Annotated in this window: 23 protein-coding genes; 6 read left to right on the top strand and 17 right to left on the bottom strand. The window is 33.2% G+C overall.

Going from position 1 to position 25,496, the window contains the following annotated elements; all coding sequences use genetic code 11:
* Window positions 1-8 precede the first annotated feature (8 nt).
* From arfB to ACQY6M_RS05535, 5 genes are all read right to left on the bottom strand, one after another.
* Window positions 9-410, bottom strand: a complete 402-nt coding sequence (arfB, locus tag ACQY6M_RS05515; RefSeq protein WP_428741405.1) for an alternative ribosome rescue aminoacyl-tRNA hydrolase ArfB — start codon at window positions 408-410, stop codon at window positions 9-11.
* 643 nt (window positions 411-1,053) lie between these two features.
* Complete coding sequence (locus ACQY6M_RS05520; RefSeq protein WP_428741404.1) at window positions 1,054-1,707, bottom strand: AAA family ATPase; 654 nt, start codon at window positions 1,705-1,707, stop codon at window positions 1,054-1,056.
* Window positions 1,668-2,300 (bottom strand): nicotinamide riboside transporter PnuC, encoded by a 633-nt coding sequence (pnuC, locus tag ACQY6M_RS05525; RefSeq protein WP_428741403.1) that lies wholly within the window; start codon window positions 2,298-2,300, stop codon window positions 1,668-1,670. Before pnuC ends, ACQY6M_RS05520 begins: the two co-directional genes overlap by 40 nt.
* Window positions 2,284-2,544, bottom strand: coding sequence for a hypothetical protein (locus ACQY6M_RS05530; RefSeq protein WP_428741402.1), 261 nt, complete (start codon window positions 2,542-2,544; stop codon window positions 2,284-2,286). Before ACQY6M_RS05530 ends, pnuC begins: the two co-directional genes overlap by 17 nt.
* 74 nt (window positions 2,545-2,618) lie before the next feature.
* Entirely contained in the window at window positions 2,619-3,245 is a 627-nt protein-coding gene (locus ACQY6M_RS05535; RefSeq protein ID WP_428741401.1) for a 4'-phosphopantetheinyl transferase family protein, read from the bottom strand.
* A 61-nt stretch (window positions 3,246-3,306) separates the two neighbouring features.
* Here ACQY6M_RS05535 and ahcY point away from each other — a divergent pair, with 61 nt between their 5' ends.
* The 3 genes from ahcY to ACQY6M_RS05550 all read left to right on the top strand — a co-directional run bounded on the left by ahcY (window position 3,307) and on the right by ACQY6M_RS05550 (window position 6,562).
* Window positions 3,307-4,623, top strand: a complete 1,317-nt coding sequence (ahcY, locus tag ACQY6M_RS05540; RefSeq protein ID WP_428741400.1) for an adenosylhomocysteinase — start codon at window positions 3,307-3,309, stop codon at window positions 4,621-4,623.
* 113 nt (window positions 4,624-4,736) lie between these two features.
* The gene (gene tcmP / locus ACQY6M_RS05545) at window positions 4,737-5,828 is read left to right on the top strand and encodes a three-Cys-motif partner protein TcmP (RefSeq protein WP_428741399.1); all 1,092 of its coding nucleotides are present in this window, start codon (window positions 4,737-4,739) and stop codon (window positions 5,826-5,828) included.
* Window positions 5,825-6,562 (top strand): DUF5131 family protein, encoded by a 738-nt coding sequence (locus ACQY6M_RS05550; protein ID WP_428741398.1) that lies wholly within the window; start codon window positions 5,825-5,827, stop codon window positions 6,560-6,562. The genes tcmP and ACQY6M_RS05550 overlap by 4 nt, the downstream gene beginning before the upstream one ends.
* Before the next feature lie 84 nt (window positions 6,563-6,646).
* On the opposite strand, the gene ACQY6M_RS05555 is transcribed toward ACQY6M_RS05550, so the two are convergent.
* The 12 genes from ACQY6M_RS05555 to ACQY6M_RS05610 all read right to left on the bottom strand — a co-directional run bounded on the left by ACQY6M_RS05555 (window position 6,647) and on the right by ACQY6M_RS05610 (window position 22,757).
* Window positions 6,647-7,654, bottom strand: a complete 1,008-nt coding sequence (locus ACQY6M_RS05555) for a TlpA family protein disulfide reductase (protein WP_428741397.1) — start codon at window positions 7,652-7,654, stop codon at window positions 6,647-6,649.
* 67 nt (window positions 7,655-7,721) lie between these two features.
* Complete coding sequence (locus ACQY6M_RS05560; RefSeq protein ID WP_428741396.1) at window positions 7,722-8,207, bottom strand: hypothetical protein; 486 nt, start codon at window positions 8,205-8,207, stop codon at window positions 7,722-7,724.
* A 1-nt stretch (window position 8,208) separates the two neighbouring features.
* Window positions 8,209-9,744, bottom strand: coding sequence for a YifB family Mg chelatase-like AAA ATPase (locus ACQY6M_RS05565; RefSeq protein ID WP_428741395.1), 1,536 nt, complete (start codon window positions 9,742-9,744; stop codon window positions 8,209-8,211).
* A 153-nt stretch (window positions 9,745-9,897) separates the two neighbouring features.
* On the bottom strand, window positions 9,898-11,856 hold the full coding sequence (locus ACQY6M_RS05570; protein ID WP_428741394.1) for a protein-disulfide reductase DsbD family protein: 1,959 nt from the start codon (window positions 11,854-11,856) through the stop codon (window positions 9,898-9,900).
* A 23-nt stretch (window positions 11,857-11,879) separates the two neighbouring features.
* On the bottom strand, window positions 11,880-13,193 hold the full coding sequence (gene tilS / locus ACQY6M_RS05575; RefSeq protein ID WP_428741393.1) for a tRNA lysidine(34) synthetase TilS: 1,314 nt from the start codon (window positions 13,191-13,193) through the stop codon (window positions 11,880-11,882).
* A 19-nt stretch (window positions 13,194-13,212) separates the two neighbouring features.
* On the bottom strand, window positions 13,213-14,034 hold the full coding sequence (locus tag ACQY6M_RS05580) for an alpha/beta hydrolase (protein ID WP_428741392.1): 822 nt from the start codon (window positions 14,032-14,034) through the stop codon (window positions 13,213-13,215).
* Window positions 14,034-14,546: a hypothetical protein gene (locus ACQY6M_RS05585; protein ID WP_428741391.1), complete on the bottom strand. Its 513-nt coding sequence runs from the start codon at window positions 14,544-14,546 to the stop codon at window positions 14,034-14,036. Before ACQY6M_RS05585 ends, ACQY6M_RS05580 begins: the two co-directional genes overlap by 1 nt.
* A gap of 44 nt (window positions 14,547-14,590) precedes the next feature.
* Complete coding sequence (locus tag ACQY6M_RS05590) at window positions 14,591-15,916, bottom strand: anthranilate synthase component I family protein (RefSeq protein ID WP_428741390.1); 1,326 nt, start codon at window positions 15,914-15,916, stop codon at window positions 14,591-14,593.
* A 65-nt stretch (window positions 15,917-15,981) separates the two neighbouring features.
* Complete coding sequence (locus tag ACQY6M_RS05595) at window positions 15,982-18,441, bottom strand: sodium-translocating pyrophosphatase (RefSeq protein WP_428741389.1); 2,460 nt, start codon at window positions 18,439-18,441, stop codon at window positions 15,982-15,984.
* A gap of 116 nt (window positions 18,442-18,557) precedes the next feature.
* Entirely contained in the window at window positions 18,558-19,085 is a 528-nt protein-coding gene (locus ACQY6M_RS05600; RefSeq protein ID WP_428741388.1) for an inorganic diphosphatase, read from the bottom strand.
* 109 nt (window positions 19,086-19,194) lie between these two features.
* Window positions 19,195-21,699 carry a DUF5686 family protein gene (locus ACQY6M_RS05605; protein ID WP_428741387.1) on the bottom strand — a complete coding sequence of 835 codons (2,505 nt, stop codon included), beginning with the start codon at window positions 21,697-21,699 and terminating at the stop codon, window positions 19,195-19,197.
* Between the two features lie 77 nt (window positions 21,700-21,776).
* The gene (locus tag ACQY6M_RS05610) at window positions 21,777-22,757 is read right to left on the bottom strand and encodes a pyruvate dehydrogenase complex E1 component subunit beta (protein WP_428741386.1); all 981 of its coding nucleotides are present in this window, start codon (window positions 22,755-22,757) and stop codon (window positions 21,777-21,779) included.
* 212 nt (window positions 22,758-22,969) lie between these two features.
* Here ACQY6M_RS05610 and ACQY6M_RS05615 point away from each other — a divergent pair, with 212 nt between their 5' ends.
* From ACQY6M_RS05615 to ACQY6M_RS05625, 3 genes are all read left to right on the top strand, one after another.
* On the top strand, window positions 22,970-23,710 hold the full coding sequence (locus tag ACQY6M_RS05615) for an electron transfer flavoprotein subunit beta/FixA family protein (protein WP_428741385.1): 741 nt from the start codon (window positions 22,970-22,972) through the stop codon (window positions 23,708-23,710).
* Between the two features lie 59 nt (window positions 23,711-23,769).
* Window positions 23,770-24,723, top strand: coding sequence for an electron transfer flavoprotein subunit alpha/FixB family protein (locus tag ACQY6M_RS05620; protein WP_428741384.1), 954 nt, complete (start codon window positions 23,770-23,772; stop codon window positions 24,721-24,723).
* A gap of 142 nt (window positions 24,724-24,865) precedes the next feature.
* Window positions 24,866-25,489 (top strand): bifunctional nuclease domain-containing protein, encoded by a 624-nt coding sequence (locus ACQY6M_RS05625; RefSeq protein WP_428741383.1) that lies wholly within the window; start codon window positions 24,866-24,868, stop codon window positions 25,487-25,489.
* Window positions 25,490-25,496 lie beyond the last annotated feature (7 nt).

The raw sequence follows: 25,496 nt of genomic DNA on the forward strand, positions 1-25,496 counted from the left end.
TTATAACCCTAAAACCGAATTTTTTTTCGGTTTTCTTTTTTTTCAGCCTGTTGTTTTTTTTCGTCTAAACGTTTGGCAACCGCTGCTTTTTTAGGTTTGGTAGCCTTTCGTACTTTAGGTATAACTAAGGCTTGTTCTATTAAGTTAAAAAAGCGTTCAATAACGAGTTCTTTATTGCGGTGTTGCGAGCGACTTTCTTGAGAGTTTAGAGTTAATGTATTGTCTTTAGACAATCTGTTTTCTAAGTTTTTAAAAAGCAGTTCTTTTTCTTCATCAGTGAGCCCTTCAGAATTTTCAATAGTAAAGGTTAGTTCTACTTTAGAGGATACTTTGTTTACATGTTGTCCGCCCGCACCAGAGCTTCGTACGGCTTTAAAATTGAGTTCTTTTAATAGTTGTTCTTTGTTCATGATTTTCAATGAGTACCTCAAATATAGGGAATCTACAGCTGTTTGTAAAGGTTCCTTGATAATAGAAGTTACTCCGCTTGATGAGATTTAGCCCCGCTGAACCTTGCGGTTTCTCTCTTTGGTCGAAATGAAGTTTAAGATTGTTTATGTCAAGTTATAATAATTAATAGCTGTCATTTCGAAGGAGGTTACGACTGAGAAATCTTAAAGTTTGGCGTTAGGAGTTTTAAAGAACAGAAGTTACTCTTGTTAATGAGATTCCTCCTCCTTCGTCGTTCGGAATGACGTTTAGCGATAGTAGTAATGAAGGGATGGTATGTTTTTAGGTTCGTCATAACGAGGAGTGTTTACGACGTGGTTATCTTTTTCTCGATAAACAGATTGCTTCGCCAACGCTCGCAATGATGCAACTCGTCATTACGAAGGAGGTACGAAGGGGCTAACATAGAGACCTCTCACATACGTTCGAGGTTACATGTATAAATAAATGTCACATTAATGACAATTCACACGTCATTTCGAACTGTAGAGGAACGGAAGTGAGAAATCTTAAAGTTTGGTGTTAGGAGTTTTAAAGAACAGATGTTACTCTTATTGATGAGATTCCTCCTCCTTCGTCGTTCGGAATGACGTTTAGCGATGCTTACAAATCGTAATTGGGAGCATCGGGTGATTGATGCATAAAATGCATGTCTACATCGGTAAGGGTGTCGGAAAAAGAGTATAAGTTTTCTTTTTTAGACAGCAATTCGTCAATTACTGCTACTGCTTTTCGTAAGCGTGTTTCTTTATCTCCTTTTAACAACACATACGGTCTGTTGTATTTTTTTAACGCATTTTCAAAAGCTTGGAACATTTCTAAACGTTGTTCGGGTCTGTCACGTAAATCATCTTCCTCCCAAGGTGTATCGATGTAGGTTAAAAAATACATGTCGTAGCTATTTTCAACAGCAGCTTCATCTAGTTTAGGATCTACAAAACCACCATAATATTCTTCAGAATACACTTTGGTTTCTAACAAATCGGTATCACAAATCAATACCTTATCGGCTTTTTTTGCCAATTCGTTTTCTAAGCCAATTTGTCCTTTAGCAATTGGAATCAAATCACTTTGCTCGCAGGTTTTACGTTCGTTATTCCACTTGTCTTGTAAATACTCTCGCGCGTATTCTGGAGTCCAAACCGTATTGTAATGACGTGCTAATTGACCAGAAAGCGTTGTTTTTCCTGTACTTTCTGGACCGAATAATACTACCTTTATAAGGTTGATAGGTTGTTGTTTAAGTGTTTTCTCCATGCTATATATCCTGCTATTGCAATAAAGGTAAAAATTAAATATTGAAAACTGGTAAAGGTAAAACCTTTATAAAAGTATAAGGGAACTGAAATAATATCTCCAATAATCCAGTACACCCAGTTTTCTATTTTTCGTTTCGCCATCAACCACATTCCAACAAAAAATATGGCAGTGGTAACTGTGTCAACATATGCTGTCCAGCTATTCCATTTATCAAAACTTGTGTAAACAATGTATACAAACAACAGGGTTGCCAAAAATATGAATACACTAATTTTTTTCTCTTTGGCTGTAGTTCTTGCTATTGGTGTTACATGCGTTGCATCTACTTTACGTGTCCAAATATACCAGCCGTATACACTCATAATAAAGTAGTAACCGTTAATCATCATGTCGCCCAACAAGCCCCATTTAAGTAATAAGTAAACAAAAATTGCGGTACTAATCATTCCCGTAGGGAAAACCCAAATTTTATTCTGTTTAGAATACCAAACCGATAAAAAACCAAAAATTACCGCAATAATTTCTAGCCAAATATCAATAGGGTTGTAGTCTGCATATTGACCAAAAAGGAAATCAAAAAGTTGGTTCATAATCGCTACGATCCGTTTTTACAATTTTCATAAATAGCAATCCGTTGTCTATTAATTCAAACGTATTTTTTAACTCAGAAGTAATCAAATTCATTACGGTGTCATAGTCACCATATACTTGGGTACTTAACGGGTTTTCAAGTACCGTTAAACCAGAAGCACGTAACTTTTTAATGAAGTTGATAATAGGTTCTTCAAATTCGTTTTGAAGCGGACTTAGGGTAAGTTCTACAGAGATTTTCATCGTTCTTTTTTGTTGAAAAGAAACAAAGTTACAAAGTTTCAAAATTGTTTAAGCTGTTTTAAAGGAATTGTTCTTTAATAGGCATACACACAGGTAAACCCTTCCATTTCTAAGAAGCGAATATCGTAGTCAGAAGTCTCCCCTTCGTACAAGATTTTACCCGTAGTTTCATTTGTATCAAAAGAGAAATCTTCGATATAAATATTTTCTAAAAAGAGTAGTTTTTTCTTTCCGTAGATTTTATACAAACTTTCTTTAGCGCCCCAAACAATAGTTAATTTACTTACCAAAGCTTCGTGATTAGCGATTGATTTGTATTCTTCAATAGGAGTGAACTTATGGGCAATTTTCACAATTTTGTCACGCTGCATTTCAATGTCTATCCCCACTGGTTGCTGGGTTGAAACAATAACCGCAGAAAAAATATACGAATGCGTTATTGAAATAAAATTACCATCTCTTAAATGCGGTTTTCCATACTCATCGTATACCAAATCGTTATCGGTATACCCAAATTCTTTTAACAAATGACGTACACTTAAAAAGCCTCTTTGATGTAAATCGGACTTCATGTTGTTAACACGTTGCTGATTTTCATCGGTAAGAATTATCCCTTTCGAAAGTTCTTCAAAAGGTTCATCAATCTTCCAAATCAGTGCTTTAGCGTGTTCGTTAACCGTTAATGTTTTGTAAAGAGGCATATTTTAGAAAGTTATTTCGTAATTTTGCGACTCAAAATAAGATATATAAATATACAAAAATATGAGCACAAAAACCGTTACATATGTTCCTTACAAAGTTAAAGATATTTCTTTAGCCGATTGGGGAAGAAAAGAGATTGAATTGGCAGAGGCAGAAATGCCTGGGTTAATGAGTTTACGTGAAGAGTACAAAGAGGAGCAACCTTTAAAAGGAGCAAGAATTGCAGGATGTTTACACATGACGATTCAAACTGCGGTTTTAATTGAAACATTACAAGCTTTAGGTGCTGAGGTTACTTGGAGTTCTTGTAATATTTTCTCTACTCAAGATCAAGCTGCTGCGGCAATTGCTGCTGCAGGTACTCCTGTTTATGCTTGGAAAGGAATGAACGAAGAAGAGTTTGATTGGTGTATCGAGCAAACGTTGTTCTTTGGTGAAGATCGTAAGCCATTAAACATGATTTTAGATGATGGTGGGGATTTAACCAACATGGTATTAGATAAATATCCTGAATTAGCTGATGGTATTAAAGGTTTATCAGAAGAAACAACTACTGGAGTACACCGTTTATACGAGCGTGTTAAGAATGGAACTTTACCAATGCCTGCAATTAACGTAAACGATTCGGTTACAAAATCGAAGTTTGATAACAAATACGGATGTAAAGAATCAGCAGTAGATGCGATTCGTCGTGCTACAGATGTAATGTTAGCAGGTAAAAGAGTAGTGGTTTGTGGTTATGGTGATGTAGGTAAAGGTACCGCAGCTTCATTTAAGGGAGCAGGAAGCATTGTTACTGTTACTGAAATTGATCCAATTTGTGCGTTACAAGCTGCAATGGATGGTTTTGAAGTGAAGAAATTAGAAACTGTTGTTGGAAATGCTGATATCGTAATTACTACTACAGGAAACAAAGATATCGTTCGTCCAGAGCACTTCGAGGCAATGAAAGATAAAACTATCGTTTGTAACATCGGTCACTTTGATAATGAGATCGATATGGCTTGGTTAAATGGAAACTACGGAGATACTAAAGTTGAAATCAAACCACAAGTTGATAAATACACCATTAAAGGTAATGACATTATTGTATTAGCTGAAGGACGTTTAGTAAACTTAGGTTGTGCTACAGGTCACCCAAGTTTTGTAATGTCTAATTCATTTACCAACCAAACATTAGCGCAAATCGAATTATGGAAGAATTCAGAAGCGTATAAGAACGAAGTGTATATGTTACCAAAGCATTTAGATGAAAAAGTAGCAAAATTACACTTAGCTAAAATTGGTGTTGAGTTAACAGAGTTACGCGAAGACCAAGCGAAATATATTGGTGTAACTGTTGAAGGACCATTTAAGCCAGAACACTATAGATACTAGTTTATAGAATCTAAAGAATAAAGACAAAAAATCCCGCAACTACGTTGCGGGATTTTTTTATTGTAAGTTTTTGATATACACAATTTTTCCTATTTTTAAAGGAAAAATTTACTATGACTGATATTCATGCTGAAAAGTTTGATGATGCAACTCAAGTTAAACTTCTTCTTTTACAAGAATATTTAAAAGAATGGTTACCAGTTTTTTTAAAATCTAAAAAAATTTGGTGGAAAGATATTTTTATTTACGATTTTTTTGCAGGAGAAGGTTATGATAAGGAAGGAAACCCTGGTAGTCCTCTGATAATTCTTAAAGAAATATCAAATTATAATGAGGTAATTTATAGTAAAGGTTTTAGATTAAAGGTTCTTTTTAATGATTATGCACCCGATAAAATTAAAAGATTGAAGGAGAGTATCAACTTAAATAACTATAAATTTAGTATAGAAATCAAACAAGAAAATTTTACAGAACTTTTTAATAGATTGTATCCATCTATGCTAATTAACGGAAGGAGTGGTTTACCTCGTTTTATGTTTATTGATCAGTATGGCGTTAAGTTTGTAACAAAAGATATTTTTTATAAATTATCTTATTTAAAAAGAACTGATTTTCTTTTTTTCATTTCATCACATTTTATAAAAAGATTTTCAGAACTATATGAATTTAAAAAATACATTCAAATAAGTAAAAAAGATTTTGATTTGACAAAACCTTATCAGTGTCATAGAGTGGTTTTTGAATATTTTAAGAATATGATCCCTGAAGGGAAGGAACTATACTTAGCTCCTTTTTCTTTACAAAAACAAAACTCAAATAATGTTTATGGATTAATATTTGGAACTCATAACTTACTTGGAATTGAAAAATTTTTAAAACTAGCATGGAAGCAAGACGGAAATGCAGGAGAAGCAAATTTTAATATAGATGAAGCAATACTAGAGGGAGATACTTTTGATTTATTTAATTCGGATACAAGAGCAAAAAAACTACAATATTTTGAGAAGGAATTAAAAGATTTAATTCAAGAAAATAAATTAAAAACTCTAAAAGAAGTTTACATTTACACATTCAATTATGGTTGTTTACCAAGTCATGCAAATAGTTTACTTAAAGAGTTAAAAAAATCAGGGAAGGTAAATAAAGACTTAAAATTAGTCTTGTCAAACATTCATAAGTTAGATGACAATATCCTTTTGAAATGAAAAAAACAAATATAGAATGGACAGAAGCAACATGGAACCCTAGTACAGGTTGTACAAAGGTTTCAGCAGGGTGTAAGAACTGTTATGCTGAGACAATGTCTATTAGGTTAAAAGCAATGGGAACACCTGGATATGATAATGGATTTGAGTTTTCATTAATGCCAGAAAGACTAGATCAACCTTTAAAAATTAAGAAACCAACGCGTTTTTTTGTAAATTCTATGAGTGATTTATTTCATGAGAAGATGCCTTTTGAATATTTAGACAAAGTGTTTGAGGTAATGGAGCAAACACCAAGACATGAATACCAAATTTTAACCAAAAGAGAAGATATTTTAGCAGATTATTTTAAAAATAAAAGAGCACCAAGGAATGTTTGGTTAGGGGTGTCTGTAGAAAATAAAAAAACAAAACATAGGATTGATGTTTTAAGAAATATAGATGCTTCTATCCGTTTTCTTTCTTTAGAACCATTATTAGAAGATTTGGGAGAACTTAATCTCAGAGATATTCATTGGGCAATTGTTGGAGGTGAAAGTGGAAACAAAGCAAGGCCAATGAAAAAAAGCTGGGCAATAAACATTAAAAATCAATGTTTACAACAAAATGTTGCATTTTTCTTTAAACAATGGGGAACTTGGGGCGCTGATAATATAAAAAGAAGTAAAAAAGCAAATGGAAGATTGTTAGATGGTGAAGAATGGAATGAATATCCTGAGTTAGAACATATATAGGCCTTTATTTTTTCTTCAATGTATATAAAAAATCCCGCAACATCGTTGCGGGATTTTTTTGTAATATATTTTTATCTTAAATGATTACATTTTTAAAGACTCAAATAGCTCAATTAATTTAGGGCTAGAAGGTCTAGGTGCATTTGCGTCTACAATGTTTCCTTCTGGGTCTAATAAAATAAATCGAGGAATACTGTTTACTCTATATGCATCAGCAAAAGTTTTATCTCCTTTAGAGTATAATTGAACTCCTACTAATTCCATATCAGTTACCATTTTTTTCCAAGTTTCGTAGTCTTTTTCTCTATCAACAGAAATACTTACAAACTCGATGTTTTTTTTACGATATTTTTCTTCTACAGTCTTTAAAAAAGGAATTTCGTTTTTACATGGTTGACACCAAGTTGCCCACATATCGATATATACATACTTACCTTTTAAATCATCTAAAGAAGTAGTGTTTCCTTTGTGGTTTTCGTAATCAACAAATTTTGGAGACTCTTTACCAGTCGCTAATGTTTTAGCTAAGTATTGTTTATCGTTGTACACCTTTGTTAAGTACTTTTCTAAACCAGTAATACTTTGCTTTTGGTTGGCAACGAAAGTTGAATCTAAAGATGCTGCATCTATATTTTTATTAAATCCATCAACAAAAGAAGAAACTTTAGCTCTAAAATCCAATTCAGGTAAATCCATTAATTCTTTGTCTCCAAATAATTCTTCTTGTTTTAAAGAAGCTTGAGCTAAGAAAGCACTTTCTTTAGAACCTTCACCCGTAAAGTTGATTGTTTCATCAAACTCATTTGCATCTAGAGACATATTAATATCGGCTCCATTTTTTAAATACAAAGTCGCATATTCTTTACCATCAAAAAATCTATAGAAACCACCTTTTACATTCATGGTGTCTTTAAACATCCCGTTTTCATCAACTTTTATAACTCTGTTAAATTGAAATTGTGGATTTGATATTACAACAGAATCTGAATTTTTATTGGTTATTTTTCCAGAGAAAGTGACGTAATCTTTTGATTCTTTGCTACATGCTACAAGAGCTAATGCAAATAGTGATGTGTAAATAAATTTTTTCATCTATAAAATTTTTCTAGTAAACGGTAAATTTATAAATATTATTCAAAGAATACGTGTTAAAAAAATATTAATACTCACTGCAGTGTTCTTTGCGTAAAATATTGATAGTTTTTAGTGAGATTTCTTTACCATTTTCTTCGTATTGAGATTTTACTCCAGGAAAAATAAAGGCAACTATGCGAACAATAACAATTAAAAAAGAAACACAAAATACAACAACAAAAATGAATAAGATGATTTTAGAAACGATATCAGCTTTTTGGTATACTTCGTTTTTATCATGACAGTAAGCAACAAAGCAATGCTCAATACCATCTATAGGTTTAAAAGTGAAATTAACTACGCTTTCTAGTAGCTCCCAAAATTTAGAAGGGTCTCCTTCTTCGTGATGCATAAAAAAACCAATGCGAGCAGAAATTGTATTGTCGGGATTTCCTTTGGCAAAAGCATTTCCTAACTGATCAAAAGCAATAAGTATGTTTAAAAACCAAGTTGGTTTCCTTTTAATGTTTTTATCGTTAATAGCTCTACAGTATGTTTCTTTTTTTTTCATGTTAATTAAGCCAACCTTCACGGTCTAAACTTCTGTATTGAATTGCTTCGGTAATGTGTTCTGATTCGATATTTTTTGACTGTACTAGATCAGCAATAGTGCGTGATACTTTTAAAATTCTGTCATAAGCACGTGCAGAAAGGTTCAATTTTTCCATGGCTATTTTTAACAACTCTTTACTCTCTTGAGAAAGTTTACAATACTCCCGTATTTGTTTTACATTCATTTGTGCATTGTAGTGAATGTTTTCAAATTCTTTAAATCGTTCTGTTTGTATTTCCCTAGCATCCGTAACACGTTTTCTAATATCAACACTGCTTTCACCATTTCTACTCTCTGATAATTTATCGAAAGGAACAGGAGTTACTTCAATATGAATATCAATTCTATCTAACAACGGACCAGATATTTTACTTAAATAGCGTTGCATTTCTGCAGGAGAGGAGGTTATAGGAGAATCGGAGTTGTTAAAGTATCCTGATGGACTTGGATTCATACTTGCTACTAGCATAAAACTACTGGGGTAGTTTACCGTAAAGCGAGCTCTTGAAATGGTAACCTCTCTATCTTCTAAAGGTTGTCGCATAACCTCTAAAACAGTACGTTTAAATTCTGGAAGCTCATCTAAAAATAAAACACCATTATGTGCTAATGATATTTCACCTGGTTGAGGATATTGTCCTCCACCTACTAATGCTACATCAGAAATTGTGTGATGAGGTGAGCGGAAGGGGCGTTGGTACATCAACCCCGTATTTTTAACTTTACCAACTACAGAGTGTATTTTGGTTGTTTCTAGCGCTTCATGCAAGGTCATAGGAGGTAATATTGAAGGAAGTCGTTTTGCTAACATAGTTTTTCCAGCACCAGGAGGTCCAATCAAAATAATATTATGACCACCAGCCGCGGCAATTTCCATACAACGTTTAATAGATTCTTGCCCTTTCACATCAGCAAAATCAAATTCAGGAAAATCAATATGTTTGTAAAATTCAGCGCGAGTATCCACCACTGTAGGTTCTATTAGCTCGTCACCATTAAAATGATTAATAACTTCCATAATGTTATCAACTCCTAACACATTTAGGTCATTTACAATAGCAGCTTCTTTGGCATTTTCTTTTGGTATAATGAGATGTTTAAAACCTTCTTCACGAGCTTTAATAGCAATGGGTAAAGCTCCTTTTATGGGCTGTAAGCTTCCGTCTAATGAAAGCTCTCCCATAATGATATACTCTTCAATATTTGATGATTGAATTTGTTTAGAAGCAGCTAATATTCCTAGAGCTAGTGTTAAATCATAGGCAGCACCTTCTTTACGGATATCAGCAGGAGCCATATTAATAATGATTTTTTTTCCTGGAAGTTTGTAGTTGTTATTGGTGAGTGCTGCTGAAATCCTATAAGAACTTTCACTAACAGCTTTGTCAGGTAATCCAACCAAATGGTAGCCTATTCCTTTATCGATGTTTACTTCTACAGTAATGGTAGTTGCTTCAATACCAAAAACAGCACTTCCATAGACTTTTACTAGCATATTTTTCTCTTTCTGTTAAAGATAGGAAAAAATGAGAAAAAAGTAGTTCGATGTGGGATGTATAAGATGCAGTAGGCAATAAGTTATGTTTTTTCACAGTATAAAAAAAGCCTCTTTTTAAAGAGGCTTTGTAGATATTATAAGTACTATTTATTAGTTGTTGTTAAAACGGTCTAAACCAGTTTTTAACCAATTATAGTAAGTTGCGTGATCTGTATACTGTTGAGGTGAATTTAATACCTCTAATTCAGGACTCATTAACACATAAAATGGTTGAGATGCTGTTTTAAAATTAGCAGCTTGTAATGTAGCCCACTTATCACCATAAGTTCTAATTCTTTTTACCTTTCCGTTAGATTTGATAAAATCGAATTGTTCTTCTTCAGGTAATAATCTTTGATGGTCATCAACGTATAATGAGATTAATACATAATCGTCATTGATTAAAGAATAGATATTAGGTTGACTCCAAATATTTTCTTCCATTTTACGACAGTTTACACATGCCCATCCTGTAAAGTCTAACAAAACAGGTTTGTTAACTGATTTTGCATAAGCAATACCTTCTTCAAAATCTTTGAAGCAATTTAAGTTTAATGGACAGTGGTTGTCTTGTTGATAGATACTATGGAATTGAGGTGGTGCAAAACCACTTAATAATTTATTTTGATTCCACATCGGTTTTTCTAAAACACCTGGAGCTAAATATACAGCTAATCCTAATGAAGCAAGACCCATTAACACTCTAAAGAATGTTAATTTTCCATATCGTTTTCCTATAATACCAAATAAGTATAAAGCAACTAATAATGCTATAAAAGCCCAGATACCAATAAAGATTTCTCTTTTTAATAATCCCCAGTGACCAACTAAATCTGCATTTGATAAAAATTTGAAAGCAAAAGCTAATTCAATAAATCCTAAAACAACTTTAATTGAATTTAACCAACCTCCAGATTTTGGTAAAGTATTTAACCAGTTAGGGAACATTGCAAATAAAGCAAATGGTAATGCTAAAGCTAAACCAAAACCAATCATTCCTACTGATAATTGCATAGCTCCTCCACTTAAAGAACCTGCTAATAAAGAACCTAAAATAGGACCTGTACATGAGAATGATACAATAGCTAAGGTTAAAGCCATAAAGAAGATACCAATAACTCCTCCGATATTAGATGCGCTATCCGCTTTGTTACTCCAAGAACTAGGTAAGGTTAATTCGTAAAAACCAAAGAATGAACCCGCAAAGAATATTAAAATAACGAAGAAGAATAAGTTTAACCAAATATTAGTTGATATACTATTTAAGATTTCTGGATCTAACGTATCTAAGAAATGGAAAGGAAGACTGATTAATCCGTAGATTAATACAATAAAGAAACCATATAAAATTGCACTACCAACTCCTTTACCTTTCTTTTCAGTACGCTTTGTAAAAAAAGATACAGTTAAAGGAACCATAGGGAATACACATGGAGTTAAAAAGGCTAACAATCCACCAACAAACCCTAATAAGAAGATGTTTAATAAAGTATTGTCTTTTTCATCTTCTGATGATTCAGTTGAGCTTTTTAATAAAACAGTATTTTTTAAGTCTAAGTTTAAAGACTGAGATAACTCTTTACTTTTATCGTCTACTTCTGCAACTGTTTGAGAAACTTTTTCACCAGTTAAAGAGAATGTAAAATCTTCATCAAAAGGTAAACAATACTCTTTACAAACCTGAGCTTTAAAGTTTAAAATTACAGTTGTTAAAGAGGGATCCTCTACAGTTATTCTTTGGACTAGTTTAGCTTCCTCAACAAAGAAAGTTTCATCCATTCCCCAAATTTCACTGAATTCTGTTTCAGTTTCGCTCTCCTTAGCTTTTCCATTTAAACCATAGCCAGTTTGCCCTTCAGCTGGGGAAATAACCATTGGTAAAGAAGCACCATCTGGGTTATATTGAGAGTATAAGTGCCAGTCTTCTGCTACTTGCACGTTAAAAATTAAATCATATTCTGTGTCCGAGATTTTCTCGACAGAAGGAGTTACAACTACCGGGTTATCGTCGGATTGAGAATAAACCGATAAACCTACCAGTAATAAAAATAGAGTAAAGAATTTTTTCATTCTATGTAGTTTGATGGGGTTAATTAAATACTAATTTTCAATAATTCGGTTGTTTCCTCTGTTGGTAAAAAGCGTCTGTCTTGTCGTTTTCCAATTATCCAAATAATTTCATTTTTACTTGAACAGAGTAACCAAATTTTGTTTTTGTCTATTACAGATATCTTTTCGTCTTTAAAATACTTACTAATTTTTTTTCGTCCTAACATTCCTTTAGGATAAAAAAAATCTCCGGCATTCCATTTTCTAAGGATTAATGGATAACTAAGTAATTTATTATCAACATATATACTGTTATTGTCGATAGTCGTTTTTGTGTGAACGTTCTCGAACAACAGTTGAATTGGCGTTGTAATTTTATTGTTTCCCTCCCTTAAAATGAAATGCTCATCAGTTAATGAACTTTTTTCATTAGTGCGTAAAAGTAATAAAAAATCTCTGTCTTTCAACAAAGTATAAAATTTTGTTAAAATCCGTTTACCAGATTGCGCATAAATTAAGCTATAAACATCGTCCCATTCCGTGAATTTATAAGGCTTTAGTAGCTGGTAGAGGTACGCTTTTGGATCTGAAAATTTTAACAGTTTTTCAATATTTATTTTTAACAAATCATCCTCTTTTGTGAGGATTTCAGTACTAATTTCTTCTATTTTATCATTGATAATTTGCTGAGATTGATTCAAATGGTCAATCGTTTTATTAAAAGAGGTTAAGATGTTGGGGTTCAGTTCTTTTAATGTAGGAGATATCTGATGTCGTATTTTATTTCTTAGATATTTTGTTTCTGCATTACTTTTATCCTCTCTCCACTCAATATTATTCTTCTTAGCAAAGTTTAAGATTTCATCACGAGAGAAAGTAAGCATAGGTCTAACAATGTTTCCGTTTATGGGAGGAATACCTGTTAAGCCTTCTAAACCTGTACCTCTAGTAAAATTGATTAAAAAAGTTTCTAAATTATCATCAGCATGATGTGCTGTTAGTATATAGTCAAAGTTTTTTTCTTCAATTAATTGCTGAAACCAAGTGTAACGTAACTCCCTAGCTGCTAACTGTGTTGATAATTTATTATTGATAGCAAATTCATTAGTGTCAAAACGGGTTGTGAATGTGTTAATAGATAGTTCTTTCCCTAAGTTTTTGACAAATTCTTCATCTAAATGACTTTCGTCTCCTCGTAATTGGAAGTTACAATGAGCTAAAGCAATAGTAAAACCCAGTTTATGAAATAGATGAGTTAATACAACACTATCAACACCACCAGAAATAGCAATAAGCAGTTTTTTCTCTTTTAAAAAAGGAAAATAATTATCAATATGTTTTGCTAATTCTTCAGTCATAAAAGAGGGAAAATAACTGTTATAACTGAGAGTTTAACCAGTTTACAACATCTTGTAACATTTCTTCCTTACACAGGTCGTTTTGTAATTCATGGTATGCATCATCATAGAGCTTTAAACTAGCTTTAGAAGTATTGTTAGCAAAGGTTTCGGTACCTTTATAATCAATAATTTTATCACCAGTACCATGAAGTAGTAGCATAGGAGTTTTTAATGATGAGGCATTTTCAATAGCCCATTCTCCAGCATCAATAAATGACAAGGAAAAGTTAGGACTAACTTGATCATGAACTAGCGGGTCGTCAATATACTTTTTTACTTCTACAAAATCACGAGATACATCATTGGCATCCAACTCATTTCCTAAAGTTATGGATGGAGCTATTTTTTGCATGACTTTACCTAAAGACAATTTCCATGCAGGTGGCTGAAATGCTAATCGTAAAAATGGACTTGTAGCTATTGTACCTTTTAAGTTATGCTCTTTTCTAAGCGTGTAATTAATTACAGCGTTACCTCCCATGGAATGACCGTATAAGAAGATAGGTTTATCACCAAAAACTTCAATAGCTTTATCAATCAGTTTAGAGATACTTTCTAAGACATAATCAAAACCTGGATTATGCCCTCTTTTCCCTGCTGTTTTTCCATGCCCAAAATGGTCAAAAGCAATTACACCGTATTCGTTGTCGGTCAATTTAGTGGCAACATGTTCGTATCTTCCAGAATGCTCACCCATTCCGTGAACAATAACAACTACGGCTTTTACTGTTTCAGGTTGCCAATATTGCCCAAAAAACTCAGTTTTATGGAAGTTGAATGTAAAAATGTTATGTGTCATTATTCTCTAGTAATATTACCATCTTCTAATATATTAAAAATAATAGTAGAAGGAGTGTCTGAAATATATTCAACTAACTTAATGTTGTTTTTATCAAGAGTCGAGGTAGTTTTAAGCATACCTTCAGCTATTTCATCATAAGCCAATATTTGACTGTTAATGATATTAAACTGGTCATCATAATTAACCAACATCGATATAAGTTCGTTGTTGTTTGGGTAAAAATAGTATACTATTGATTGAAAGTTTTCTGATAATTTCGGAAGATATGAAATACCAATTTTCGCATTTTCATCGTTGAGTTGCTCTTCAAAAATAGAAGGAAGTTTTAAAAGTTCTTGCTGTTGTTTGGTTAACAATTTACCTTCTACATGATTACTGAAGTTGGTACTGTCGATTAACGGAACTGTTTTAGCTGGATAATCACTTAAAAAAGAGTATTTATTTACTTTACAAGAAGCTACAGTTGTAATAACAGTAATAAAAAGTATAAGTTTGATAGTATTTTTCATTTTTTGGAATAGTTTGTTCTTTTTGTTTAATTGTATAAATATAGTTAACTTTTATTAGTATGTGTTAGTACATACTTCATAGCTTTGGCTTTTAATAAGCATTCTTCGTATTCTTTTTCTGGTGTAGACTTTGAAGTTATCGCTCCTCCTACAGAATAAGAAATATACTTATTTTCGGCATTATATAAAATACTTCGTATAACTACATTGAAATCGAAATCACCATTAGGAGTAAAGTAACCCACAGTTCCAGAGTATAAACCTCGTTTAGTTTCTTCTAAAGTTTCAATAATTTCCATAGCGGATATTTTGGGTGCCCCTGTCATGCTTCCCATAGGAAAAGTGTCTTTTATAACATCTACCGGGTGTGTGGTGTTTTCAATTTCTGAGGCTACAGTAGAAATCATTTGATATACCTGCTTAAATGGATACACTTTGCATAACTCCTCAACTTGAACGCTTCCTTTTTTAGCAGTTCTAGATAGGTCGTTGCGTACCAAATCAACAATCATAATATTTTCTGAACGTTCTTTTTCATCGCGTGCTAAATCAAATGCAATTTTTTCATCTTCAATAGGGTCAATTAAACGTTTTGCAGTTCCTTTAATGGGTTGTGATATAATTTTTGAACCTTCTTTTCTAATATATCGTTCTGGTGTTGCAGATAGCAAGTAAAGATTTTCATTTCTGAAAAAGGTAGCAAAAGGAGGTTCTGATATTTTATTCAAATGAAGGTATACCTCGTACGGATTAATAATTGTATTCTCTGCATAGAATTCTTGACAAAAGTTAGCCTCATAAATATCACCTCGATGAATATGTTCTAAAATTTTTTCAACCTTTTGATGGTACTCATCTTTATGAATACGAAGTTTTATTTTGATGTCGTTTTCCTGTGGGAAATTATTGTTTCTGTTTGAAGTAAGATTTGGATTTGTTTCAATAATATCTTCAAAGTCTTCCTCCAACTCATCATCAACCATATGTAAATACTGAAATTCAACAGTATCTCCTTTGATAAAGATTAGTTTTTGAGGTTGAAAAAAATACAAATCTGGAAAATGCAATCCGTCAAAATTAGCAGAAGATAGTTTTTCAACATCGTTTTTAACATCGTATGAAATATATCCAAAAATATAATCTTTAGTATAAGATTGGTATTCTTTTAGTTGATCGAAAGCACCATGATAATCAGTTTTGATCGAGGTGAATTCTTCTACAGCCAAAGCACAATCGAAAGAACTGTATTGTTGCTCATAATTGTTCGAATCTAGCCAAATAGCAGTTTCAAATTGTTGTGTCCAAACAAAGAGTTTTTGTTTAAACACCTCTGGGTCATCTATAGAAAAAATACGGATAGTTCTTGACATCGTACAAAAATAAGAAACCCGATAGAAATACTACTATCGGGCTTAGGTTTTATAAGAGTTGAGTGCTATTCTTTTTTCTCAATTTCTTCTATTTGTTTTACTACTTTTTTAACAGTTTTGTTTTCTGTTCTAGCATTTTCGTAATCTTTAATTTTGTTTTCTACTTCTTCCAAAGTACCTTCAAAAATTTCCTCTGTGATTACTTCTTCACCATTTTCAATTGTTGTAGTAGTTATGGTAGCTTTAGCGGTTCCGTCTTCATTTTTTTCAATAGTAACTTTTACTATATTCTCGGATAGTACTTCTGTAGGGGTAACAGCATCAGTTGTTAAGGTTATTTCATGTGTTTCAGTCTCCTCAGGTATTTCAGAAGAAGTATGTCCGCCTAAAATAGGAGCAATTACCAATCCAACTAAACATGTCAATTTAACTAAGATATTCATGGATGGTCCAGAAGTATCCTTAAAAGGATCACCTACTGTGTCACCTGTTACAGCGGCTTTATGAGCATCGGAACCTTTGTAGGTCATTTCGCCATTAATTTCTACTCCTGCTTCGAATGACTTTTTAGCATTATCCCATGCACCACCAGCATTGTTTTGAAAGATCGCCCACATTACACCAGATACACAAACTCCAGCCATGTATCCACCTAAAGGTTCTGGTCCAAAAACGACTCCGATAAGAATAGGAGTAATAATAGTGATTAATCCTGGTAATAGCATTTCTTTTAAAGCTGCTTTGGTAGAAATGTCGACACATTTTGCATATTCAGGTGTGCCAGTTCCTTCCATAATTCCAGGGATTTCTCTAAACTGACGACGTACTTCATGTACCATTTCCATAGCTGCTTTTCCCACTGATTGCATTGCCAAGGCAGAAAAAATTACAGGAATCATTCCACCTACAAATAAGGCTGCTAATACATTTGCTTTAAAAATATTGATTCCATCAATACCAGTAAAGGTTACATACGCAGCAAAAAGGGCAAGTGCTGTTAATGCAGCAGAGGCAATAGCAAATCCTTTACCGATTGCAGCAGTTGTATTTCCTACCGAATCTAGTATATCGGTGCGTTCACGTACATGATCTTCTAATTCGCTCATTTCGGCAACACCTCCAGCGTTATCGGCAATTGGTCCAAATGCATCAATAGCTAATTGCATGGCGGTAGTAGCCATCATTGCGGATGCAGCAAGTGCCACCCCATAAAATCCTGCGAAATGGTAGGAACCATAAATAGCAGTTGCAAATAATAGCACTGATAAAAATGTAGATTTCATTCCTACAGCTAAACCCGCAATAATGTTAGTTCCAGCTCCTGTTGCGCTATTTTGAACAATATTTAATACTGGTTTCTTGCCTAAACTTGTGTAGTATGAAGTAACTACAGAAATTAAGGCACCAACAGCTAGACCAATACAAGCGGCCCAAAAAACATTTATAGAAGAAACGTCTTTGATGCCTTCTCCAAAGAAATTCATTTGTAAGGTTTCTGGTAACATCCATTTAATCAAAAAGAAACTTGCTATTAAGGTTAGTAGAATAGCTGTCCAGTTGCCTGTATCTAATGCCCTTTGAACTTGGGCTTCTTTTGCAGAGTTGTCTTTGATTTTCACTAAAAAAGTACCTATAATAGAAGCAATAATTCCTACTCCTGCAATTACTAATGGAAGTAATATCGGTCCCATACCGTTAAAATCATCCGAGAATTGAGCTGTTGCAGACATGTCTCTAATTACATAGTTTCCAAGAACCATAGAAGCTAATACGGTTGCTACATATGAGCCAAATAAATCGGCACCCATACCAGCAACATCACCTACATTATCTCCAACATTATCCGCAATGGTAGCGGGGTTACGAGGGTCGTCTTCAGGTATTCCAGCTTCAACTTTACCAACTAAATCAGCACCAACATCGGCAGCTTTGGTATAGATACCTCCACCAACACGGGCAAATAAAGCAATGGATTCAGCTCCTAAAGAGAAACCAGCAAGTGTTTCTAATACAACGGTCATCTCATCGTAAAAAATACCTTCATTAGAAATAAATTGTCCAACAAATAAAAGAAAGAACAGGCTCAAGCCTAAAACAGCCAATCCAGCTACACCAAGACCCATAACGGTACCTCCACCAAAAGATACTTTTAAAGCTTGTGGTAAGTTGGTTTTGGCAGCTTCGGCAGTTCTAGCATTAGCATCCGTAGCGATGCGCATCCCTATGTTTCCAGCTAAGGCAGAAAAAATAGCTCCTACAATAAATGCAGGAACAATCATAATACTTGTGGTGTCTACAAATTGAGAAATTCCAAATAAGGCTAAGGAGGCAATAATTACAAAGATTAATAACAATCGGTATTCGGCAGCTAAAAAAGCAAGAGCTCCTTCTTTAATACTTTTTGAAATGGATTTCATTTTATCATTTCCAGCATCTTGTTTTCTAACCCAGACCATTTTTGTGTACATAAAAATGAGTCCTAAAAGTGCCAATATTATTGGCACATACATCATGTTTTGTTTCATGTTTTTGTTATTTGATTAGTTATAAGTATTCGTAAATATAACAAAATCAATAACTAAACAAAAAACCTCTCAGAACTAACTGAGAGGTTTTAAAGTTTTTATAGTAGGTTTTACTATTAAATAGTAAAGTTTCCGTTTGCTTTGTGTTCGCTGTTTTCGTAACGCTCAAGACACTTGTCTAAAATTTCATAAGCCTCATCAGCATTACCCCAATCACCAACATCTACTTTCTTTTTTTCTAAGTCTTTGTAAACTTGGAAGAAGTGAGTGATTTCTTCTTTACGGTGTGGGTTTAAGTCGGTAATATCATTGTATTTATTCCAAATTGGATCTGACATTGGTACACAAACGATTTTTTCATCTGGACCTTTTTCATCAGCCATGTGGAAAACACCAATAGGTTTTACTTCCATAACACACATTGGAAATGTTGGTTCAGCACCTAAAACTAATACATCTAATGGGTCACCATCTAATGCTAAAGTTTGAGGAATAAAACCGTAGTCTCCAGGGTACATCATTGAAGAAAATAACATTCTGTCAAAACGAATTTTTCCTAAATCAAAATCGTATTCGTACTTGTTTCTACTTCCTTTTGGTATTTCAATTAAAACATCAACTGTTTTTCTTTCTTTTGCTGTCATATATTCTATCCTATTAACTTTTCTTCGTTTCTAAAATCGGTGTGCAAAAGTAGTGATTTATTAGCTTTTCAAAGAAAAAATACAGGTTATTTTATGGTTAATTACATGATTATAAGCCGGGTCTAATTCCTATGCGAATTGCAAATTTTGGAGTAGGAGCAACTACTGAACCAGCAGGAGGTGTATAATTGCTTCTCCAAATAGCATCAACTCTAAGGAAACGTAAATTTCCATATCCAATATTTTCTAGTCCAACACTGTACTCATAGTAAAGTTTATTAGGGGCATTATAATTAATATTAGATTCATTAATAGCTATATTTTCTTTAGATATGTTACCATAAGCAGCTCTAAACGTAACTAAGCTTCGAAGTTTTAGTTTTTTTAGTAAAGGGATTTTATTTAAAATATATCCATTAAAATGATGTTCAAAATGTCCTGCTAAATATTCATCAGTAACAAAATCGTAATAATTAAGTAGTGTAAAAGTATCTTTAACTAAAGAAAAAGATTGGTTGGCAGGTATAGGACTTAATAAAGCTATCGGTACAGTTCCAAAGGTCTTTCCGGCTTCAAAAGTGGCATCTAAGATTCCAAATTTACTAAGTAAGATAGGTTGGTTGTATTTGAACTGTATTTTATCATACTCATGAGTTCCGTTAAAGAAACCTTTGTAGCCTCTTTTGTAATTTAAAACGAATGTAGGAAAAACATTAGTTCCGAATCGCCTTTCTACTCCTAAACCATATACAAATCTTCCAGGAGTATAAGAAACATATATGTCTGAGTTTACATCGGTTACTTGTGACTGAACGACTCCACTTTTATCAATATAATCCATAGAGAAGTTTTCTTCGGAAGCAGACTTTATACTTGCGTGTGTAAAATTGAATCCAACGTGTAAATTGTTTTGAATTTGGTAATCAAAATTAGAAGCTATTTTTTCAATATTTGATAAAAAGAAGTTGTCTCCTCTTGAAAATAATGCTGTAGTACCAAAACTTCTACCTAAAAGTTGTGAAGTGTTAAATAGTGTGCTTCCAAGTTGCTCTATATCTTTTTGGTAAGCTGCAGCAATAGCAATTCTAGGTTTGTAAGATAAAAGATAACGAGCCTCTGCTCCATACTTTGTTTTCTTGTCTTTAAACCCATAAGCAATATGGCCACTTAAACGAAAACGGTCGTCTTTAGTAACAAAGGTTCTAAATCCCATCTTGGTTCTAAACCCTTCTATTTGGTTGTTGGCAAAAGCAGTCCATAAAGGTCCAATTTGAACACCAGCGTTAGTGTTAATGTAGCCACTAGCAACTGTGTTTATAAGTCCTGTAAGATGTTTTATTTGCTTTTTCGATTTAACATTTTCAATCAGTTTGTGGGTCTTTTTACTTTCGTTACTTTGAATTGAGTCCCAATACGTATTTTCTTTTTTATACTGATCGGGTCTTATCTTGACTATTTTCTGTGTGTAAAAAGCTTCAGGGTAGGGGTTGTTTAGAATATAATCTTGATATGTGATATTCTTTTTGATAGTCAATCCTTTGTTGCTTTCATTTTTGTCAATAAAAGTAAAATCACCTTCATAGGCATTTTTTGTAGGAATGTAAATGCTATCATTTCTGACTTCAAATTCTTTTTCAAAAGATAAGCCTCTTACAAAGTTCAAATTGATACTTTTATGAACTTTCATTTTTAATTTCTTGATAGAGAAATTTTTATCTACTACCCAAAAGTTTCCTTGGAATGCTAAATCCCCATCACGTCTTGGGAAAAAGTAAATATTGTATAGTTTTTTATCATTGTCTACAATACTATCATATAGTACATAATCATAGGTGTCAAAACCATTGGTGGATAAAGGACTGATAAAAGGTTTTTGAAGTAAATTGATGTTGTTCTTAAATACATCAACATTTTGAAAGGTGTTCGACATTCGATCAAAAACATACCCTTGAGCACCTAATCCGTCTGATTTTTCTGCTTCTACATCTTCTCGAATATGGTCATTTTTATTATCGCCATAAACCTTGGATACTTGTTCGCTTAAGAAGATAGGGATATAGTAATTAACACCATCACTGTCGTATTGAACTTCTTTAATTGCTTGTTTGTATTCGTTCTTAAAAATTTTCTTTAAAAAGAGAGTGTCTAAATTGTTTAGTCCAATTTCAATAGATGTGTTCTTTTTATATTGATAGTGGTCAACTAAATCTAATCCATTTTTTCTTTTACGTTTCCAAATTTCTTTTAAAATACGATAAGCAGGATTTTCTTTTTTCTTTAAACGTTTTTTAGGTTTTGAAACAATAATAACTTCCTCTAATTCATTACTTCCTTCTTTTAAAACAACGTTTAAAAATTTAGTTTTTTGGCTAACTTTTATGGTTTGTGTTTGAAATCCTACAAATGAGATTTCGAGAAGACCTCTATATTTTTTGGTTTTTAGATAGAATTTACCATCGTCATCGGTAGTAGTACCATAATTGGTGTTTTTTAAAATAACATTTACATAGGGTATAGGAGTGTTAAACTCATCAACTACTTTTCCTTGTAATGTTAATTGAGCATATAAGGAGCTGGTTATTAATAGTAATAATAAAGCTAGCAGATTTTTCATTAATTTATTTACTACAAAATCCTTTTGGCGAAAGCCAAAAGGATTTTAATTTTATTTTCAATTTCTTTTTTCTTTAATTATTTGCGGTACAATACCTCTTTTACAGCTTCGATAACATCGTTTGCGTTAGGTAACCACTCTTCTAATAGTACAGGAGAATATGGTGCAGGTGTGTCAGCAGTTGTAATTCTCTTTATTGGTGCATCTAAATAATCAAATGCTTCATCTTGTACTCTAAATGTAATTTCTGATGAAACACTTCCAAAAGGCCATGCTTCTTCTAAAATTACTAATCGATTTGTTTTCTTTACAGATTCTAAAATAGCTTTATGATCCATTGGACGAACTGTACGTAAGTCGATAATTTCTATTGAAATTCCTTCTTTAGCTAATTCATCGGCAGCTTTGTAAGCTTCTTTGATAATCTTTCCGAAAGAAACCACAGTTACATCAGTACCTTCTCTTTTAATATCGGCAACCCCAATAGGAATGATGTATTCTCCTTCAGGAATTTCCATTTTATCACCATACATTTGCTCAGATTCCATGAAAATTACTGGATCATCATCACGAATAGCAGCTTTTAATAAACCTTTTGCATCGTAAGGGTTAGAAGGAACAATTACTTTTAATCCAGGACAGTTAGCAAACCAGCTTTCAAAAGCTTGTGAGTGTGTTGCTGCTAATTGACCTGCAGAAGCAGTTGGCCCACGAAAAACGATAGGACAGTTAAATTGTCCTCCACTCATTTGACGAATTTTTGCAGCGTTGTTAATGATTTGATCAATTCCAACTAATGAGAAATTGAAAGTCATATATTCAACAATAGGACGGTTACCATTCATTGCAGATCCTACAGCGATACCACCGAAACCTAATTCGGCAATAGGAGCATCGATTACACGCTTCGCTCCAAACTCGTCTAACATTCCTTTACTGGCTTTATATGCTCCGTTGTACTCAGCAACTTCTTCACCAATCAAATAAATGCTTTCATCTCTGCGCATTTCTTCGCTCATTGCTTCGCAAACGGCTTCTCTAAATTGTACTGTTTTCATACGTTTTATAAGTAGTTGTTTATCAAGAGTGCAAAAATAATAAAAATACGAGTAATATTGTAGCTTTAAAACAACAAATGATTAAGTGATAATAATACCTTAAATTTGAGGCAGATTAAGGTTAGGGAAAAATTTTATTATGCACGCATAATAAATTAAAAAAAATCCTTAACTTCGTCGCACAAAATTAAGTTTCTTTAAAACAACGATATATGAAAATATTAGTTTGTATCAGTCATGTACCTGATACTACTTCAAAAATCAACTTCACTGATAACGATACAAAGTTTGATACTAACGGAGTTCAATATGTTATTAATCCATACGATGAGTTTAGTTTAACACGTGCAATGTGGTTTAAAGAAAAACAAGGAGCAAGCGTAACGGTTGTGAATGTCGGAGGGGCATCTACAGAGCCTACTTTGCGTAAAGCATTAGCAATTGGAGCGGATGATGCTATTCGTGTAAATGCAGAACCAACTGATGGATTAATGGTTGCTAAAGAGTTAGCTGAAGTTGTTAAAAATGGAGGGTTCGATTTAGTGTTAGCAGGAAAAGAATCTGCAGATTATAACGGGCAAATGGTTCCAGGGATGTTAGCGTCTTTATTAGATTTTAACTTTGTTAATGGATGTGTTGGAGTTGAAGTAGATGGAACAAATGTGACATTAAGTAGGGAAATTGATGGAGGAGAAGAAAAAGTGTCATCAACTTTACCAATGGTAATTGCAGGACAAAAAGGAATTGTAGAAGAAAAAGATTTACGTATTCCTAATATGCGTGGAATTATGATGGCTCGTAAAAAGCCATTGAGTGTAGTTGAACCAACTGGAGCAGCAGCGGCTACATCAACTCAAAACTTTGAAAAACCAGCACCAAAAGGAGCAGTAAAGTTAGTTGATAATGTTGATGATTTAATCAATTTATTACACAACGAAGCAAAGGTAATCTAATTTAAAATTAACATCATGTTGTTGGGACTTGTTCCTGATGACAATTAAAATATAAAAATATGTCTGTATTAGTTTTTGCCGATTCATCGGAAGGAAAATTCAAAAAAACAGCTTTTGAAGTTGTTTCATACGGAAAAAAAGTAGCAGAACAATTAGGAAGCGATTTAGTAGTATTGACTATTAATGGAGGAGATGCTTCTGAATTATATACTTACGGAGCAGAGAAAGTAGTTGAAGTAAAAAACGATTTATCTTCGTTTAATGCTAAAGCATATGCTTCAATTATTAAACAAGTTGCTGATGCAAAAGGAGCGAACACTGTAATTATCGATTCTAGTGTTGACGGATTAACATTGGCACCATTAGTAGCAGTAGCTTTAGAGGCAGGATATGCTTCAAATGCAGTAGCTTTACCAAGTAGCACGAGTCCTTTTGTAGTTAAGAGAAAAGCATTTTCTAATAAAGGATTTAACAATACCGAAATTTCAACAGAGAAAAAAGTAGTTGGTGTTGCTAAAAATTCTTACGGAGCGCATGAAAATGCAGTAAGTGGATCAACTGAAAGCTTTGATGCTGCACTACCAGAATTAGGAGTAAAGTCTGAAAGTATTAGTAGAGCGACAGGAAAAGTAACAATTGCCGATGCTGATATCGTTGTTTCTGCAGGTAGAGGTTTAAAAGGACCAGAAAACTGGGGGATGGTTGAAGAGTTAGCAGAGGTTTTAGGAGCTGCAACAGCATGTTCTAAACCAGTGTCAGATTTAGGATGGCGTCCTCATAGTGAGCACGTAGGGCAAACAGGTAAGCCAGTAGCCTCAAACTTATACATTGCCATTGGTATTTCAGGTGCAATTCAGCATTTAGCTGGTATTAATGCATCAAAAGTAAAAGTAGTTATCAACACAGATCCTGAAGCACCTTTCTTTAAGGCTGCAGATTATGGTATAGTTGGTGATGCTTTTGAAGTAGTACCTCAATTAGTAGAGAAATTAAAAGCGTTTAAACAAGCATAAATTAGTGGTATTTTTTTCTTTTTCTAGAAATTAGAGCTCAACTCATAATTTTTAGTAAATTGTGCCCACTTAAGAAGGCTGTCTAAAATTTTAAGCGAAGAGCCTAAATTTAGACAGTTTTTGCTTTTATGATTGATTGTAAATGAGCTTGATAAGACTAACTATAAAAGGAATTTCGTATAGCCAAACACAGAGTGGGGCATATGCTTTAGTGCTAAGCGAAATGGAAGGAACTAGGACATTACCTATTATAATAGGGGCTTTTGAAGCACAATCAATTGCCATTGCCTTAGAAAAAGAAATTAAACCACCAAGACCTCTTACCCACGATTTGTTTAAAACATTTGCGGATAGATTTTCTATTGTAATCAAACAAGTAATCATCCATAAATTGGTTGATGGCGTGTTTTATTCAAGCTTAATTTGTGAGCGAGAAGGTGTTGAAGAGGTGATTGATACACGAACATCTGATGCAATTGCACTAGCAGTTCGTTTTCAAGCGCCAATTTTTACCTATGAAAACATTTTAGATAAAGCAGGTATTTATTTAAAAATGGATGAAGAATTAACTATTGAAGAGGATTTGGATTCAGATGATGAAGAAGACGAAATAGAATTTTCTTTAGACGAGGGGCAAGAAAAAGAAGACGATTATTATTCACACTTATCTTTAGAAGAATTACACGAACAACTTAACGATGCTGTAGCTAATGAGAACTATGAATTAGCGGCTAAAATTCGTGATGAAATCAGCAAACGTTCTTAATAAAAAT

Source organism: Tenacibaculum sp., assembly GCF_050290165.1.
Taxonomy (GTDB): domain Bacteria; phylum Bacteroidota; class Bacteroidia; order Flavobacteriales; family Flavobacteriaceae; genus Polaribacter.